Genomic DNA, 18,000 nt, shown 5'->3' on the forward strand with positions numbered 1-18,000 from the left:
GCGGCAGGCCATGTTATCAGGAGAAAATAATGTCAGATGAGAGTGTGGTTAATCCGGTAAAAATGACGGCGACCAAAGGCAGTTATATCGCTTTAATTTTTGCCATTCTGTTTTTCTCAGGGCTGTTTTATAACGTCGAGGGCCTTAAATGGCTGGGTGCGTTTGACTTCACCACGCTGGGCGGCAGCTTCGGCACCATGAAAGATCCCGTCAGCAACACCTTTCTCGGCGCAGGCGGACTCAGTGCCAAAGCGGGTTTTCTGTTTGCTCTGTCGCTGACGCCGACGGTAATGCTGGCGCTGGGCGTGCTGGAAATCTTTACCCACTATGGCGCGATTCGCGCGGCACATCGCTTACTGACGCCGCTGCTTAAACCGCTGATGGGGCTGCCGGGTCGTTGCGGTCTGGCGTTAATCACTGACCTGCAAAGCACCGACGCGGGCGCGGCATTAACCAAAGAGATGGCTGACCAGAAACAGATTGGCAAAAAAGAGCTGGTGGTGATGAGTGCCTGGCAATATTCCGGTGCCGGATTAATCAATAATTACTTCGCCATCGGTTCGGCTCTGTTCGCCTCAATGACGCTGCCGATCATTATTCCGCTGTTATTAATGTTCGTGCTGAAATTTGTCGGTGCGGCGATAACGCGCGCTGTGTTAAACAGTGTTTATAAGAAGGATTTCGCCGATGGAAAATAAAATTGCGACAAGCAGTAATCCGTTCGATGTGTTTGTGACCGGTGCGCGTAAAGGCTTTCATATCGCCATTCACAATCTGATGCCGAATGTGGTGATGGCCTATGTGCTGGCAGAAGTGCTGAACCTGCTCGGCATTATGCAGTTTCTCGGGCATGTGTTTGCGCCGGTGATGGGGCTGTTCGGCCTGCCGGGCGAGGCAATAACTGTGTTGCTCACCGCCTGGCTCTCCTCGTCGGCGGGCACCGGCGTCGCAGTAAGCCTGCTGACCAAAGGGCTGCTGACCGGTGCAGATATCACCATTCTGGCACCGGCGATTTTCCTGATGGGATCGCAGCTGCAATATATGGGGCGGCTGCTGGGCGTGGCCGATGTGCCCAAAAAATACTGGCCGCTGCTGATGCTGGTGAGCATCATCAACGCGCTGATCGCAATGTCTGTTATGCGTCTGTTTATTCAGGAGTAACGCTGTGTCTAAGGTATTAGAGCATTACCACTTTCTGCATGAAATTCCGGAGCTGGGTTTTCAGGAGGTGAAAACCTCGGCCTACATCGCCGATCAGCTCGAGAAAGCGGGCCTGAAGGTGACGCGCAACATCAATAACACCACCGGCATTGTGGCGGAGATCGACAGCGGTGTGCCGGGACCGGTGCTGGCGCTGCGTGCAGATATGGATGCGCTGGGCCACATCATTGATGGCGTGCCCTGTGCGCGTCACACCTGTGGTCACGACGGTCACTCTTCGGTAGTGCTGACGGCAGCATCGGCACTGCTGCAGGAGGGCACGGTGAAACGTGGCCGGCTGAAGATTCTGTTCCAGCCCGCCGAGGAGCTGGGTGCGGGTGCGCTCTCGATGATTGAAGGTGGCGCACTGGATGATGTGGAGATGATTCTGGGCTTCCATCTGCGTCCGCTGGAGGAGTGCGTGGTCGGTCAGGCGGTGCCTGCGGTGCTCTACTCCGCCTGCAGCACGCTGGAAGCGACCATCAAAGGTCAGCCCGCCCATGCGGCGCGACCGCATCTGGGCGTGAACGCGCTGGATGCCGCCGTGCAGGCGGTTCAGGCGGTTAACGCCCTCCATCTGTCTCCCGGTCTGACCTGGAGCGTCAAGGCGACCCGCTTCCTGTGCGATGCCGGTGTCACCAACTCGGTACCGGATGAAGCCCGCGTGGTGTGGGATCTGCGTTCGCAGGAGAACGGGCCGATGACGCAGCTGAAAGAGCAGGTCACGCGCGCCATTACTCACAGCGTGGCGGCACTGGGCGCCACCGCCGAGGTCCGCGTGCTGAAAGAGATGCCCGCCGCCGAGATTGATGATGAGGCGACCGCGGTTATCCGCGCGGCCATCGTTGAAGTGCTGGGTGAAGAGGGCGCACTGCCGACCCGAACCACGCCGGGCAGCGAGGACTTTTTCTACTATCCGGTCAAGCGTCCGGGTGTGAAGGCGGGCTTCTGGGGGCTGGGCACCAACCTGACGCCAGGACTGCATCATCCCGACATGCGTTTCGATCTCAGCTCGCTGGAGATTGGTGTGCAGATTTTTAAAGCCTGCGTCAGAAAGGTACTGGGATAACAGAGTGGGGGCGGGTGCAGACCTGCCCGACTCTGTTGCCGCATCCGCTGTTCTCCGATTCTCCCTCTGCGAAATCCCGCCCCCTTCCCTGTAGGCCGCGCGCGCAAAATATTGTATGCTATGCCGCCTTAAAGCTGACCAGGTAACCGGACTTCACGCCAATGTAACTTCGCGCTGACCCGCCAACGATGAAACATCGTTTTTGGCACCGTTTACCCGCCGGTAAGGTTCTGCCGGCCACCGTGATTTATCAGCAGCGCCAGTACGTTGCGCTGCCTATTGAGAAGAATTCCATGTCTAATCCCTTTTTAGAAGAGGTGGCACGCCGCCGCACCTTCGCGATCATTTCGCACCCGGATGCCGGTAAAACCACCATTACCGAAAAAGTGTTGCTGTTCGGACAGGCTATCCAGACCGCCGGTACGGTAAAAGGCCGTGGCTCTAACCAGCACGCCAAGTCGGACTGGATGGAGATGGAGAAACAGCGTGGTATCTCCATTACCACCTCGGTGATGCAGTTCCCTTACCGCGATAGCCTGGTGAACCTGCTGGATACCCCAGGTCACGAAGACTTCTCGGAAGATACCTACCGTACGCTGACTGCGGTTGACTGCTGTCTGATGGTGATCGATGCCGCGAAAGGCGTCGAGGATCGTACCCGCAAGCTGATGGAAGTGACCCGTCTGCGCGATACGCCCATCCTGACCTTTATGAACAAACTTGACCGTGACATCCGCGATCCGATGGAGCTGCTGGATGAGGTGGAAAGCGAGCTGAAAATCGCCTGCGCACCGATCACCTGGCCTATCGGCTGCGGCAAGCTGTTCAAAGGGGTTTACCACCTCTACAAAGATGAGACCTATCTCTACCAGACCGGTAAAGGCCACACCATTCAGGATGTGCGCATCGTGAAGGGGCTGAACAACCCGGATCTCGACACTGCAGTGGGTGAAGACCTGGCGGCACAGCTGCGTGAAGAGCTGGAGCTGGTGCAGGGCGCCTCGCACGAGTTCGAGCAGGAGGCCTTCCTGAGTGGCGAACTGTCGCCGGTCTTCTTCGGCACCGCGCTGGGTAACTTCGGCGTTGACCACATGCTGGATGGCCTGGTTGCCTGGGCGCCACGTCCGATGCCACGCGATACCGACACCCGTACGGTAGAAGCGAAAGAAGAGAAGTTCACCGGCTTCGTGTTTAAGATCCAGGCCAACATGGACCCGAAACACCGTGACCGGGTGGCCTTTATGCGTGTGGTCTCCGGTAAATATGAAAAAGGGATGAAGCTGCGTCAGGTGCGCACCGGCAAAGATGTGGTGATCTCCGACGCCCTGACCTTTATGGCGGGCGACCGTTCACACGTTGAAGAAGCGTATCCTGGCGACATCATCGGTCTGCATAACCACGGCACCATTCAGATTGGCGACACCTTTACCCAGGGTGAGAATATGAAGTTCACCGGTATTCCGAACTTTGCGCCAGAGCTGTTCCGCCGTATTCGCCTGCGCGATCCGCTGAAGCAGAAACAGCTGCTGAAAGGGCTGGTTCAGCTGTCGGAAGAGGGTGCCGTGCAGGTATTCCGCCCGGTGCATAACAACGATCTTATCGTTGGCGCGGTCGGGGTACTGCAGTTCGATGTGGTCGTGGCACGTCTGAAAAGCGAATATAACGTCGAAGCGATCTACGAAGCGATTAACGTCTCTACGGCGCGCTGGGTTGAATGCGGCGACGCGAAAAAGTTTGAGGACTTCCAGCGTAAAAACGAAGTTAACCTGGCGCTCGATGGCGGTAATAATTTGACTTATATCGCGCCGACCATGGTCAATCTTAATATTACGCAGGAACGTTATCCCGACGTCACTTTCCGTAAAACGCGCGAGCACTAATCGCCTGTTTCCGGGCCATTCCAGCAGGGAATGGCCCTGATTTCCCCACTCCAGACTCCTCCTAAAAACCCCGTTTTTTTTCTGTTTTGACGTGTGATCAACCAGTTAGCCAGGCAAATCGCAAAATGCCGTCTATGATTATTTTATCGGACGGCGGAAGAGACTTCTCTTGTCCTTACGTCCTGTAACGCAGCGGCACCTGTGCCTCTGTTTCGCCCACAGTTTTGGGTGAGTTAACTGATAGAAGGAAGATATCGATGAACAAGACTAAGATTGCTAAAACCCTGATGGCCGCCATGATTGGCTCAGCACTGATCAGCGGCAGCGCACTGGCCGACGAATCGCTTTCTCAGAAAGCGTCACAGACAGCCGACAGCGCGGGTTCGAAAATCGATAGTTCTATGAAAAAAGTCGATGGTTATATGGATGACAGCGGCATCACCGCCAAAGCCAAAGCGGCACTGGTGGATGACGACGCAATTAAAAGCACGGATATCTCGGTAAAAACGCATAGCGGCGTCGTGACCTTAAGCGGTTTCGTCACCTCACAGGATCAGGCTGAAAAGGCTGTGGCAGTGGTGCAGAAAATCGAAGGTGTTAAATCCGTCAGCGACAAACTACACGTCCGAGACAGCAAATCATCTTCAGTGAAAGGTTATGCCGGCGATGCCGCTACGACCAGCGAAATTAAAGCTAAGCTATTAGCAGACGACATTGTTCCGTCGCGCAACGTAAAAGTTGAGACCACCGACGGTGTTGTTCAGCTTTCAGGGCATGTTGCTACTCAGGCACAGTCAGATCGTGCAGAAAGCATCGCTAAAGCCATTGAAGGCGTGAAAAGCGTTAAGAATGACCTGACGGTTAAATCTTAAGCTTGCATGCGGTCACTCCGGTGACCGCATGGATAAAAGATACCCATCCGGGGATTAAATAAGCAGTTCGATTTTAAATAGGGTAAGGAGAGGCTTATGTTTCGTTGGGGCATTATTTTTCTGGTGATCGCACTGATCGCTGCAGCGTTAGGTTTTGGCGGTTTAGCGGGCACAGCAGCATGGGCAGCTAAAGTTGTCTTCGTCGTTGGTATTATCCTGTTCCTCATCAGCCTGTTTACCGGCCGTAAAAAGCTTTAGCCGATGAGTCCTGCAGCGTAATAAAACGCAAAGCATAGAGCGGAGACCAGTCATCGGCAGCGACTGACGTGAAGAGAAGGACACCTTCACATCGCTGCGATGGCAAGCCAGTTCAGCTGGCCTGCCGGTTAAAGGAATAGATGACTGGTTCTCCGGAATGCTGCTGTCTTTGATGGATCCCTCCTCCAGCATACCCGGAACCCTTTTTTGAGGTTCGCACAGTGGGTATACGCATTCCCGTCACACTCGGCGCCATTGAACCTCTGGCCCTGACACCCTTTAAAGCTCAGAAAATTGCCCTGGTTTGTGAAGGCGGCGGTCAGCGCGGCATTTTCACCGCAGGGGTACTGGACGAATTTCAGCGCGCCCGATTCAATCCTTTTCAGCTGATGCTTGGCACCTCTGCCGGTGCACAAAATCTCTCTGCCTTTGTCTGTGGTCAGCCCGGCTACGCCCGTCGCGTGATTACTCGCTATACCACCAGTAAACTCTTTTTTGATCCGCTGCGCTTTGTGCGTGGCGGCAACCTGATTGACCTCGACTGGCTGATCGATATCACCCGCAGTGAATTTCCGCTGGCGATGAGCAGTGCGGAACAGCTGTTCTCCAGCGGTCGCGAGTTTTATATGTGCGCCTGCCGCAGCGACGACTATTCGCCCGGCTACTTTACGCCCACCGCCGACAACTGGCTGGATCTGATCAAAGCCTCCAGTGCCATTCCCGGTTTTTACCGGCTGGGCGTCAATCTGGAAGGGATCAGCTATCTCGATGGTGGCATTAGCGATGCGATTCCGGTGCGTGAAGCCGCCCGACGCGGGGCTGATACCATTGTGGTGATCCGCACGGTGCCATCGCAGATGTTCTACACCCCAAAATGGTTTAAACGGATGGAGCGCTGGCTCAGTACTGGCGCGCTGCAGCCGATGATCAACGTGCTGAACAAGCATGAGCAGAGCTATCGGGAAATTCAGCAGTTTATCGAGAATCCGCCCGACGATTTGCGCATTATCGAAATTTTTCCGCCGCACGTGCTGGCCAGCAGTGCCCTGGGCAGCCGGGTTGCCGCGCTGAATCAGGATTACCATCTGGGACGCCGCTGTGGTCGCTATTTCCTCGCCACGCTGGGCCAGTGGCTGAGCGATGCTGAACCGATGATCTCAGCGCGCATCGTCACCCCGCCTGCGCCGGTTGCCAATGCACCGGATACCCGATTGATTATCACGCCGCCGCTGGCGGACAATGATGCGGATTACGACAAAGGATCGCTGGCATGACGTTTATCGATACGCACTGTCATTTCGACTTTCCGCCTTTTGAAGGAAATGTTGCCGCCAGCCTGGCGCGCGCCGCGGAAGCGGGTGTAGAGAAGATTATCATCCCGGCGATCGATGCCAGCCGGTTTGAGCGCGTCTGCGCACTGGCTGCTGAACACCCGCCGCTTTACGCGGCGCTGGGCCTACACCCTATCGTCATTGAAAATCACCTTGAGGCGCATCTTGGACAGCTGGAAACCTTACTGCAACAGCGGCCACGTAAGCTGGTGGCGATCGGCGAGATCGGGCTGGATCTCTATCGCGACAATCCACAGTTTGATAAGCAGCAACGCTTTCTTGAAGCACAGCTGAAGCTGGCGAAACAGTATCAGCTGCCGGTGATCCTGCATTCGCGGCGCACCCATGACAAGCTGGCGCAGATTCTGCGTCGTCTCGATCTGCCGCGCCGTGGCGTGGTGCACGGTTTTGCGGGCAGCCTGCAGCAGGCGCAGGCCTTTATTAAGCTGGGTTATGCGATTGGCATTGGCGGGACCATTACCTATGAACGCGCCAGCAAAACCCGTCAGACCGTAGCACAGCTGCCGCTCTCTTCACTGCTGCTGGAAACCGATGCACCCGATATGCCACTGCAGGGCTTTCAGGGCCAGCCAAACCGCCCGGAACGGGCGCGTCAGGTGTGGGAGGTACTCTGCAGCCTGCGAGAAGAGTCACCCGAAGAGATTGCCGATGCGCTGTGGCACAACAGTCAGAAGCTGTTCCAGCTCGATCCCGCTTTCCCGGCGCTGCGTAACTGACCAGATCTGCCTCATCTGCACTTAAATGTGATAATAGTAACATTGGGCCGGCTGGCGTATAATGGCCATTAAACGCTGTTATCTGCGATTTAAGTCACAGTGATTGTGACGTAATTGCACCAATTTCTTATCCCTATGTGACTACTGGCACATATCAGGCCGCTTCTGAGTGTTATTATTATAACATTCCGCCGGCAAGCCGGTGGGTTGCACCCCGATCCTTTGGAGAGCCTCATGACCGATATTAAACCTCTTGCCCTGCGCGCCCTGAAACTGATGGATTTAACCACCCTGAATGACGACGACACCGACGCAAAAGTGATCGCCCTGTGTCATCAGGCTAAATCTCCGGCAGGCAACACCGCCGCCATCTGTATCTATCCGCGCTTTATTCCGATTGCGCGTAAAACGCTGCGCGAGCAGGGTACGCCGGAGATCCGCATCGCCACGGTGACCAACTTCCCGCACGGCAATGACGACATCGATATTGCACTGGCAGAGACCCGCGCCGCTATCGCCTACGGTGCGGATGAAGTGGATGTGGTCTTCCCGTACCGCGCGCTGATCGCCGGTAACAGCCAGGTTGGTTTCGATCTGGTGAAAGCCTGTAAAACCGCCTGTGCTGAAGCGGAGGTGCTCCTGAAAGTCATCATCGAAACCGGTGAGCTGAAAGAGGAAGCGCTGATCCGTCAGGCTTCTGAGATTGCTATCGACGCGGGTGCCGACTTCATTAAAACCTCTACCGGTAAAGTGCCGGTCAACGCCACGCCAGAAGTGGCGCAGATCATGATGAATGTGATCCGTGATAAAGGCGTCAGCAAGGACGTTGGCTTTAAACCGGCGGGCGGCGTGCGCACTGCTGAAGATGCCGCGATCTATCTGCAAATGGCAGAAGAGACGCTGGGTGCCGACTGGGCCGATGCGCGCCATTTCCGCTTTGGTGCATCTAGCCTGCTGGCGAGCCTGCTCAACACCCTGGGTCATGACAGCGACACCAGCAAAGCGGGTTACTGATCTTTCAGGCGGTCGCTGACCGCCTGTTCTCCATCCTGATTTCCCTGAACCAGGGGGCTACTTTGTTTCTGCCACAAGAAATTATTCGCAAAAAACGTGACGGCCAGGCGCTGACTGAAGAGGAGATTCGCTTCTTCATCAATGGCGTGCGCGATAACACCGTCTCGGAAGGTCAGATCGCCGCGCTGGCGATGACCATTTATTTCCACGACATGACGCTGCCGGAGCGGGTCGCGCTGACGATGGCGATGCGTGATTCCGGTACGGTGCTTAACTGGAAATCACTCAACCTTAACGGGCCGGTGGTGGATAAGCACTCGACTGGCGGTGTTGGCGATGTGACGTCGCTGATGTTAGGGCCGATGGTCGCCGCCTGCGGCGGATATGTGCCGATGATCTCCGGTCGTGGTCTGGGTCATACCGGCGGTACGCTGGATAAACTGGAAGCGATTCCGGGCTTCGATATCTTCCCCAGTGATGACCGTTTCCGCGACATCATTAAGCAGGTCGGTGTGGCGATTATCGGCCAGACCAGCTCGCTGGCCCCGGCAGATAAACGCTTCTACGCGACGCGTGACATCACCGCCACCGTCGATTCTATTCCGCTGATCACCGCCTCGATTCTGGCCAAGAAACTGGCAGAAGGGCTGGATGCGCTGGTGATGGATGTCAAAGTGGGTTCCGGCGCATTTATGCCAACCTATGAAGCCTCAGAAAGTCTGGCGCAGTCGATTGTTGGCGTTGCCAACGGCGCAGGCTGCCAGACCACCGCGCTGCTGACGGACATGAACCAGGTACTTGCCTCGTCAGCCGGTAACGCGCTGGAAGTGCGCGAAGCGGTGCGCTTCCTGACCGGTGAACAGCGGAATCCGCGCCTGCTGGAAGTGACGCTGGCGCTCTGTAGCGAAATGCTGATCTCCGGTAAACTCTCCGCCAGCGACGCCGACGCGCGTCAGAAGCTGATGACGGTGCTGGATAACGGTAAGGCGGCTGAGGTGTTTGGCCGCATGGTCGCTGCCCAGCAGGGACCGGCTGATTTCGTCGAACGCTACGACGCTTATCTGCCCGCGCCAATGCTGAGCAAACCGGTCTATGCCGACCAGCCAGGCATCGTCAGCAGCATGGATACCCGTGCGCTGGGTATGGCGGTCGTCGCGATGGGCGGCGGACGTCAGCGCGCCAGCGACAGCATCGATTACAGCGTCGGCTTCAGCGAAATGATCACCCTGGGCGAACGTGCCGATGCGCAGCGTCCGCTGGCGATGATTCACGCCAGCAGCGAAGACAAATGGCAGCAGGCCGCCGCAGCGGTTAAAGCGGCGCTGGTGCTCGGGGATTCCGCCCCGGCTGAGACGCCGGTCGTCTATCGCCGTGTGAGCGATCTCAGCTAACTGACCAGTAACCGGTGCCAGCCGCGATGCATTCGGGTATACTGATCTGATCGCTTTTTTTTGACTTGTCACGCGCCAATGCGCAGGAGACTTGCATGAAACGTGCTTTTATTATGGTTCTCGATTCCTTTGGAATTGGCTCCAGTAAAGATGCCGATAAATTCGGCGACGCAGGTTCAGATACCCTGGGTCATATCGCCGAAGCCTGTTTTAAAGGTGAAGCAGACAAGGGACGTAAAGGTCCACTGCATCTGCCTAATCTCACCGCGCTGGGGCTGGGTAAAGCCGCCGAGCTGTCGACCGGCCGCTTCCCGGCGGGTCTGGATCCTGAAGCGAAGATCACCGGCGCGTACGCTTACGCCAGTGAGCTTTCGTCAGGTAAAGATACGCCGTCAGGCCACTGGGAGATCGCCGGTGTGCCGGTGCTGTTTGACTGGGGCTACTTCAGCGACAAAGAGAACAGCTTCCCGCAGGAACTGCTGGACAAGCTGGTAGCGCGCGCAGACCTGCCGGGCTATCTCGGTAACTGCCACTCTTCAGGTACGGTGATCCTCGACCAGCTGGGCGAAGAGCATATGAAAACCGGCAAGCCGATTTTCTACACCTCTGCGGACTCCGTATTCCAGATCGCCTGTCATGAAGAGACCTTTGGTCTTGAGCGGCTCTATGCGCTGTGCGAAATTGCCCGTGAAGAGCTGACCGAAGGGGGTTACAACATTGGCCGCGTGATCGCCCGTCCGTTTGTGGGTGACAAAGCGGGTCAGTTTGAGCGTACCGGTAACCGTCACGATCTGGCGGTCGAGCCGCCATCCGCCACCATGCTGAAAAAGCTGGTGGATGAGAAGGGCGGTCATGTGATCTCCGTGGGTAAAATCGCCGATATCTATGCTGAGCAGGGCATTACCAAAAAGGTCAAAGCGACCGGTCTGGATGCGCTGTTTGACGCGACGATTCAGGAGATGAAAACCGCGCCGGATCAGGCGATTGTGTTCACCAACTTCGTTGATTTCGACTCCACCTGGGGACATCGCCGTGATGTCGCCGGTTATGCGGGCGGGCTGGAGCTGTTTGACCGTCGTCTGCCTGAGCTGATGGAACTGGTTGGCGAAGATGACATCCTGATCCTGACCGCTGACCACGGCTGTGATCCGACCTGGGAAGGCACCGAACATACGCGTGAGCACATTCCGATTCTGATCTACGGACCGAAAGTGGAGCCGGGTTCACTGGGATACCGCGAGACTTTCGCTGATATTGGTCAGACAATTGCACACTATTTTGGCCTGTCCGAGATGGACTATGGCAAGAACATGCTGTAAATCAGCAATTTAATAAGGATTAAACAATGGCAACCCCTCATATTAATGCTGAAATGGGTGATTTCGCAGACGTCGTACTGATGCCTGGCGATCCGCTGCGCGCAAAACACATCGCAGAGACCTTCCTGGAAAATGCGGTCGAAGTGAACAACGTGCGCGGCATGCTGGGCTACACCGGCACCTACAAAGGCCGTAAAGTCTCTGTAATGGGTCACGGAATGGGTATCCCTTCCTGCTCCATCTACACCAAAGAGCTGATCACGGACTTCGGCGTTAAGAAGATCATCCGTGTCGGCTCCTGCGGTGCCGTACGCCCTGATGTAAAACTGCGTGATATCGTGATCGGTATGGGTGCCTGCACCGATTCCAAAGTGAACCGTATGCGTTTCAAAGATCACGACTTCGCAGCGATTGCTGACTTCGACATGGTGCGTAACGCGGTTGATGCGGCGAAAAACCTGGGTGTTGAAGCGCGCGTGGGTAACATCTTCTCTGCCGATCTCTTCTACACGCCGGATCCGCAGATGTTCGACGTAATGGAAAAATATGGCATCCTCGGCGTTGAAATGGAAGCCGCAGGTATCTACGGTGTGGCTGCTGAGTTCGGTGCGAAAGCGCTGACCATCTGTACCGTATCAGACCATATCCGTACGCACGAGCAGACCACTGCTGCTGAGCGTCAGACAACCTTCAACGACATGATCAAGATTGCGCTGGAGTCTGTCCTGCTGGGTGATTAATCCGTGCGGCGGGTGACGATTCCCGCCTGCTGCCCGATCGCCTGTTCAGATCCTCCTTAACCGGAGGATCTGAGTTTCCCGCCTCGCTTTCCCGGTAACATTCACATCAAATGACACACTTTTGCCGAGGCTTGTGCATCTTCGCGCTGGCACGCCTGCGATCGCGCTTTATCATAGTGTGCAATAACAGATAATAATTAGTCGCCTGATAATGCCCCCTGATGAACTTTCGTAACTTCGATGCTGAAGAGAAGCTGTTTGCCCGTCGCGCCGCAATCGCCTTTGCTCTGGTCTGTCTCTGTTTCACTATTCTTGGCGTAAACCTTTTCCGCTTACAGGTGCGCGACCATGCCTACTACCAGACGCGCTCCAACCAGAACGACATCAAGATGATCCCCATCGCCCCGACGCGCGGGCTGATTTATGACCGCAACGGTATTCCGCTGGTGCGGAACGTCAGCTGGTACGCCATCACGCTGACGCCTTATAAAATTGACGATATGAACGCCACGCTGCGGGCGCTGACGCCGATCGTAAATCTGACACCCGATGAGATTGACACCTTCCGCCGTGCGCTGAAGCAGACCAGTCGTTACAAGCCGGTCGTGCTGAAAGAGGAGCTGACCGAAGAGCAGGTTGCCCGCTTTGCGGTCAATCAGTTCCGCTTCACCGGTGCCAGCATTGAGACCTACCAGGATCGTGAATATCCCTATGGGGCCGATCTGGCCCATGTGATTGGTTATGTCTCGAAAATCAACGATAACGACTACAAACGGCTGAATGCGGAAGGTATCGCCGAAAACTATGCGGCTGACCACAACATCGGCAAGCAGGGGATTGAGGGCTATTACGAGGCGCTGTTGCATGGCAAGCCGGGCTATCAGGAAGTAGAAGTGGATAACCATGGCCGCATTGTGCGGGTGCTGAAAGAGGTGCCGCCGGTGGCGGGTAAAAACCTGACGCTGACGCTGGATCTGCATCTGCAACAGTATGTGGAGAGCCTGCTGGCCGGGCAGCGTGCGGCGCTGCTGATTGAAGATCCGCACGACGGCTCCGTGCTGGCGATGGTCTCCAGCCCCAGCTACGACCCGAATCCGTTTGTGAAAGGTATCAGCTATCAGGCTTACAAAAAGCTGCTGCAGGATAAAGACCTGCCGCTGATTAACCGCGTCACGCAGGGACTCTATCCGCCCGCCTCGACGGTGAAGCCTTATATGGCGATGTCGGCGCTGCTGACCCATGTGATTACGCCACAGTCGCAGTTCTTTGGTGCGCCGACCTGGACTTTACCGGGCACGGACCGGCGCTATCGCGACTGGAAGAAAACCGGGCACGGCATGCTGGATGTCACTCGCGCGATAGAAGAGTCTGCCGACACCTTCTTCTATCAGGTGGCTTTCATGATGGGCATTGACCGGATTCACACCATGCTCAGCCAGTTTGGCTACGGCAAATCGACCGGCATCGACCTGAATGAGGAGTACAACGGCTTACTGCCAAGCCGTGAGTGGAAGCAGAAGGTGCATAAAAAGCCATGGTATCAGGGCGATACGGTTTCAGTAGGCATTGGTCAGGGCTACTGGATTGCGACGCCGATTCAGATGGTGAAAGCGATGGTCGCGCTGATTAACAATGGTCGGGTCATCGCACCGCATCTGCTGGAGAAAACTCAGCGCGGCACCCTGGTGGAAAACTACCATCCACAACAGCACGAGGCGCAGATTGGCGATCCTCACTCACCGTACTGGTCGCTGGTGCGTCACGCGATGTTTGGCATGGCTAACGCGCCTAACGGCACCGGTTATAAATATTTCCATACCGCACCTTATGGCATCGCGGCGAAAAGCGGGACGTCGCAGGTGTTCAGCCTGCGTCAGAACCAGACTTATAACGCGAAGATGATCCCGGTGCGGCTGCGTGACCATATCTTCTACACCGCCTTTGCACCGTTTAATGACCCGAAAGTGGCGGTGGCGTTAATTCTGGAGAATGGTGGCGGGGAAGGGGTAACGGCTGCGCCCGTGATGCGGGATATTCTGGACCATATCTTTATCCCGCCGGTGCCAGAAGCACCCGCTCAGGCCACACCGTAAAAAAGGGGGCGAAGGCCCCCGCAGAGCATCAGACTTTAAGCGTTTTAGTGACCTGTCCGATGGCGCGCACCACGTCCGTTGCGCCTTCACGGATTTCTGCAATCACGCCGCCCGCCTCCTGAGCCAGCTGTACGCCCTGGTCGGCACGTTTCAGGTTCGACTCAATACCTTTCAGCGCCCGGCTCGCCAGCAGATGATTTTGCTGAATCCGGTTTTCAATGTCGGTAGTGGCGCGGTTAATGTTGGCTGCCAGCGTGCGGACTTCGTTAGCCACCACCGCAAAGCTGCGGCCATGGGTGCCGGCCCGCGCTGCTTCAATGGCGGCATTCAGCGCCAGCAGGTTGGTCTGATCGGCGATCCGGCGAATACCTTCCACAATCGCCCCGATACGATCGGAAGACTCACTCAGGCCGGTAATATCCCCGGAGATCCCCTGCAGTTCACCCGCCAGCGCATTCATGGTCTCCACGCTGCTGGCGATCACATCGGCACCCAGCTTTGTGCTTTCATCCGTTTGCAGCGCGGTGTGATAAGCCCGTTGTGCCGCATCATGCTCCTGCTGATTCTTTTCTACCTGTGCGGTCACATCCGTGGCGAATTTGACGATTTTGTAGAGCCGGCCCTGTTCGTCAAATACCGGATTGTAGGTGGCGCGCAGCCAGACCGTCTCGCCCCGTTTATTTACCCGGGCAAACTGACCCGAGACAAATTCACCCCGGTTCAGTTGCTGCCAGAACTCGCTATATTCGCGGCTGTCGCGCACAGCCTGCGAACAGAAACGACTGTGGTGGATCCCTTCTACCTCCTCACGACGGTAGCCCATGGTTTTCAGAAAATTGTCGTTGGCTTTCAGCACTTCACCTTTGAGGTTAAAGGCGATGACCGCCATCGACCGTTCAATGGCGGTGGTAATGGCGCGCTGCTCCTGGGCATCGTTGATATGGCCCGTAATGTCGGTGGCCAGTTTGACGATTTTAATCACCCGGCCATGGCGGTTCTGCACCGGCACATAGTTGGCTTCCAGCCAAATCGGGCGGCTGTTTTTCGCCATGCGCAGAAATTTATCGCTGAAGCTTTCGCCCCGGTTCAGCCGCAGCCAGAAGTCCTGATAGTCCCGCGACTGAAGCTGTTCCGGCGTGCAAAAAAGGCTGTGGTGCTGGCCTTCAATCTCCGCCAGCGTGTAGCCCATGCGCGCCAGAAACAGCGCATTGGCGCTGAGAATGGTGCCATCGGAGGAGAATTCAATCATGGCAATGGAGCCGTGGAGCGAGCTCAGCGTGGCCGCTGAGTGAGCCCGCTTCTGCCAGCCGTGGCGTGAAGCGATACCTGATGTAATGGTGGAAAACATGGCGATCCTTATTATTAGTGTTGGTCTCGCCTCCTATATCGGCAAAATCGCGGCACAATGGAGCCTTTACCGCTCCGCTGACTAAAATTTATCCGGCCAGACGCGAGATTTTTGCGCCGGGTCAAACCCGATATTTGAGTTGATGGAAAAGCCGTCAGTCGATGTGATTTTGGTGAAAAGCGTTTGACGCTGCCGGGCCGCTTTGGTTTAATGCGCCCCGTTGCCCGAATAGCTCAGTCGGTAGAGCAGGGGATTGAAAATCCCCGTGTCCCTGGTTCGATTCCGGGTTCGGGCACCATATTTAAAGAACCCGCCTCTGGCGGGTTTTTGCGTTATGGCGAACCGGGTTCGCCAGACTCCCCCGACATTTCCGAATTTCACTTCAGTCCGGCGCATTTCACTTCACAACGCTGTAGCAATGCAAACAGATTTCACGGCGAAACCAATTTGCCGCTTCGCCTCTGTGCTGTGTTGCCAGACCCGCACCGCCTGATGTGCTGTCCAGCCTGCAATTGGCCGCGGCTAATCGTGTTTTATTAGCCACTCTTTACAGAATCAACCTGACAGGCACAATAGCCCTTTTTACAGTTCTCTCACGGTCATGTCAGAAGAAGCGCTGCGTCTGCAGATACAGAACCTGAAAAAGCATAATGCGCGTCTGAAGCGTATAGCGCATGACGCCCGTACAAAACTCAACGCAGCGCTGGATGGCACCGGATTATTCCTGTGGCAGCTCGATATTCCCAGCGGCAAGCTGGTGATCTTCAACCGACGCTGGGGTGCGATGCTCGGCTTCCAGCCCAAAGAGACCGACGCCAACTTCGAATCGTGGAAAGAGAGTCTGCATCCTGATGATGCCGCCGAAGTTTTGCGGGCGTTTAACGATCACATCGCCGGAAAAGCGCCTTACTATGAAGCGCTGCATCGCATGATCGCCAAAAATGGCAGTATCACGTGGGTGCTGGATCGGGGCCGGGTCAGCGAGTGGAACGCGCACGGCGAGCCGGTTAAAGTCATCGGTACTCACATCGACATGACCAAAGAGAAGGAATATGAAGAGCAGCTCGCTCTGCTGGCGCTGCACGATCCCCTTACGCTGCTCAATAATCGCCATGCCCTGCAAAATGCTTTCTGTGAAATGAAAGCGCAGGGGCCGCTCTGCGTTGTCTTTATTGACCTGGATAACTTCAAACACGTCAACGATACCCTGGGGCATCGCAGCGGTGATGAAGTGTTAATTCAGTTAAGCCAGCGATTGACTGAGCTCTCCCCGGCAGAAGTGATCATTGGCCGGCTCGGCGGCGATGAGTTCGTCCTGCTATTACCGTTTGCACTCAGGCAGCCGCAGGTCAGACAGCTGGCGCATGCCTGCCTTGATGTGGTACTTACCCCTTTTGATTTGGCTAACGGGCACGCGCACATAGGCGCGTCAGTAGGCGTGTCACAGGTTGAGGTAAAAGATGACTTTGATACCGCCCTGGCACGTGCTGATAAAGCTATGTATCGCATAAAGAAGAACGGTAAACGCGGCGTTGCCTTTTATTCCGCCGTGTCTGACTCCCTCTGACGCTGCCGGGCTTCCTCCCTGCACGCCACTGACGCATCATTTCCTGACAGGCACTGCACGATTACACCCGTCATTTTTTGATTTCTCCTTCTGCTCGCCGCCTGCAGGCTCATAAAACCTATGAATTTCTCCACAGAAAACACTTTTTAGTACTATTCCGAAAACCCTATTTTTATCCCCGATTTACCTGAATATCACCGCTTCGTTTAATCCTGAATATCCGTACCAATTATTGCGTATCATTCTGATTAAAATTTTCATTAAATCAGTATAATTGATCGTTTATTGATCAAAATCAGCTATTTTCAGCTGGCACGGTCAAAGCCTTGCGTCTCGCTTAATTCAGCTTCCAAAACAGCGGCGTGTAAATATATTTACCGCTTCGCTTAGGGAAATTGATCGTTTGTTGATCATCTTCACTAACTGATATTGATGAAGTTATCTCAGTGCCGCTTCGGTTACTGTTTTTTCAATTGGACATTTTTCGAAAATGATCGATTAATAGGGCGCGGCGATTTTTGTAAGAAATGTATTTTGCGCCGTAGCTCTTTTTTGAATAGAACAGAGCGATAGTTGAAATGCGTTACCAGTCCGGATGAGGGTTGAACTGCCAATAAGTCAGATCGGTAGCGGGTTTTTTATTTGTCTCGCTTGATCGGTCCGGTTTTCTGTCTACATTTAGGTTGCTGAATCGGCCTGATTAAGCATTAACTGTGCAAATTCTGATTTTAATTTCAAAGAGGAACACAGAATGACTCAATATCGTGGTGGGGCCGGGAATTTTGCGGCTGACAAAGAGCGTGCTGCGGAAGCAGGGCGCAAAGGCGGTCAGAAAAGTGGCGGGAACTTTAAGAACGATCCCGAACGTGCCATCGAAGCCGGGCGCAAGGGAGGTAAGGTAAGCCGCAGAAGCTAAACGCTTTTAAGGCTGCCGGATGGCAGCTTAACGCGTTTGCCGGGCTGCACAGATCCTCTTTTCATTTTCCTGCAAGATAATTACCTCCTGAATTATGTCGCTGATTTATCATTGACACAGAGAGATGCCGTTAATTAAACCGGTTGGGTTTTCCCTGCCGGTTTTTTTATTTCCGATCGATTAAAGCTATACGGTTTAATAAAGTTCTGTACAACTAAGTTTTGACTGGTGCTTTTTTTATGCACTTAATCCTAAAAAATTTATA

Annotated in this window: 16 protein-coding genes and 1 tRNA gene; 16 read left to right on the forward strand and 1 reads right to left on the reverse strand. The window is 55.1% G+C overall.

Features of this window, described 5'->3' with window-relative positions:
• The first annotated feature begins 29 nt into the window (after positions 1-29).
• The 13 genes from EGO56_RS03415 to mrdA all read left to right on the forward strand — a co-directional run bounded on the left by EGO56_RS03415 (position 30) and on the right by mrdA (position 13,904).
• Complete coding sequence (locus EGO56_RS03415; protein ID WP_135907697.1) at positions 30-698, forward strand: nucleoside recognition domain-containing protein; 669 nt, start codon at positions 30-32, stop codon at positions 696-698.
• The gene (locus EGO56_RS03420) at positions 688-1,161 is read left to right on the forward strand and encodes a YjiG family protein (protein WP_003848518.1); all 474 of its coding nucleotides are present in this window, start codon (positions 688-690) and stop codon (positions 1,159-1,161) included. The genes EGO56_RS03415 and EGO56_RS03420 overlap by 11 nt, the downstream gene beginning before the upstream one ends.
• A 4-nt stretch (positions 1,162-1,165) precedes the next feature.
• Entirely contained in the window at positions 1,166-2,269 is a 1,104-nt protein-coding gene (locus tag EGO56_RS03425; RefSeq protein WP_135907698.1) for a M20 peptidase aminoacylase family protein, read from the forward strand.
• Between the two features lie 293 nt (positions 2,270-2,562).
• The gene (gene prfC, locus EGO56_RS03430) at positions 2,563-4,149 is read left to right on the forward strand and encodes a peptide chain release factor 3 (RefSeq protein WP_135910517.1); all 1,587 of its coding nucleotides are present in this window, start codon (positions 2,563-2,565) and stop codon (positions 4,147-4,149) included.
• Between the two features lie 257 nt (positions 4,150-4,406).
• Complete coding sequence (gene osmY / locus EGO56_RS03435) at positions 4,407-5,021, forward strand: molecular chaperone OsmY (RefSeq protein ID WP_135907699.1); 615 nt, start codon at positions 4,407-4,409, stop codon at positions 5,019-5,021.
• Between the two features lie 96 nt (positions 5,022-5,117).
• Positions 5,118-5,279, forward strand: a complete 162-nt coding sequence (locus EGO56_RS03440) for a DUF1328 domain-containing protein (RefSeq protein WP_003848537.1) — start codon at positions 5,118-5,120, stop codon at positions 5,277-5,279.
• Positions 5,280-5,500: 221 nt separating this feature from the next.
• A complete protein-coding gene (locus EGO56_RS03445; RefSeq protein WP_033733866.1) occupies positions 5,501-6,553 on the forward strand; it encodes a patatin-like phospholipase family protein in 1,053 nt (350 codons plus the stop codon).
• Entirely contained in the window at positions 6,550-7,347 is a 798-nt protein-coding gene (locus EGO56_RS03450; RefSeq protein ID WP_135907700.1) for a TatD family hydrolase, read from the forward strand. The genes EGO56_RS03445 and EGO56_RS03450 overlap by 4 nt, the downstream gene beginning before the upstream one ends.
• A gap of 234 nt (positions 7,348-7,581) precedes the next feature.
• A complete protein-coding gene (gene deoC / locus EGO56_RS03455) occupies positions 7,582-8,361 on the forward strand; it encodes a deoxyribose-phosphate aldolase (RefSeq protein ID WP_135907701.1) in 780 nt (259 codons plus the stop codon).
• A gap of 62 nt (positions 8,362-8,423) precedes the next feature.
• Entirely contained in the window at positions 8,424-9,752 is a 1,329-nt protein-coding gene (deoA, locus tag EGO56_RS03460; protein WP_135907702.1) for a thymidine phosphorylase, read from the forward strand.
• A 95-nt stretch (positions 9,753-9,847) separates the two neighbouring features.
• Positions 9,848-11,071, forward strand: coding sequence for a phosphopentomutase (gene deoB, locus EGO56_RS03465; RefSeq protein ID WP_135907703.1), 1,224 nt, complete (start codon positions 9,848-9,850; stop codon positions 11,069-11,071).
• 26 nt (positions 11,072-11,097) lie between these two features.
• Positions 11,098-11,811: a purine-nucleoside phosphorylase gene (gene deoD / locus EGO56_RS03470; RefSeq protein WP_013359011.1), complete on the forward strand. Its 714-nt coding sequence runs from the start codon at positions 11,098-11,100 to the stop codon at positions 11,809-11,811.
• A 221-nt stretch (positions 11,812-12,032) separates the two neighbouring features.
• Positions 12,033-13,904, forward strand: coding sequence for a penicillin-binding protein 2 (mrdA, locus tag EGO56_RS03475; RefSeq protein ID WP_135907704.1), 1,872 nt, complete (start codon positions 12,033-12,035; stop codon positions 13,902-13,904).
• A gap of 28 nt (positions 13,905-13,932) precedes the next feature.
• Here mrdA and EGO56_RS22585 read toward each other — a convergent pair whose 3' ends face one another.
• On the reverse strand, positions 13,933-15,252 hold the full coding sequence (locus tag EGO56_RS22585; protein ID WP_135907705.1) for a methyl-accepting chemotaxis protein: 1,320 nt from the start codon (positions 15,250-15,252) through the stop codon (positions 13,933-13,935).
• Between the two features lie 222 nt (positions 15,253-15,474).
• On the opposite strand from EGO56_RS22585, the gene EGO56_RS03485 reads away from it, so the two are divergent.
• The 3 genes from EGO56_RS03485 (at position 15,475) to EGO56_RS03495 (ending at position 17,735) form a co-directional block, all read left to right on the forward strand.
• Positions 15,475-15,550 (forward strand) — tRNA-Phe (locus tag EGO56_RS03485).
• Between the two features lie 303 nt (positions 15,551-15,853).
• Complete coding sequence (locus tag EGO56_RS03490) at positions 15,854-16,819, forward strand: sensor domain-containing diguanylate cyclase (RefSeq protein WP_135907706.1); 966 nt, start codon at positions 15,854-15,856, stop codon at positions 16,817-16,819.
• Between the two features lie 751 nt (positions 16,820-17,570).
• Complete coding sequence (locus EGO56_RS03495) at positions 17,571-17,735, forward strand: con-10 family general stress protein (protein WP_004571242.1); 165 nt, start codon at positions 17,571-17,573, stop codon at positions 17,733-17,735.
• Positions 17,736-18,000: the final 265 nt, after the last annotated feature.

Origin of the sequence: Pantoea vagans (genome assembly GCF_004792415.1) — a bacterium.
GTDB classification, from domain to species: domain Bacteria; phylum Pseudomonadota; class Gammaproteobacteria; order Enterobacterales; family Enterobacteriaceae; genus Pantoea; species Pantoea vagans.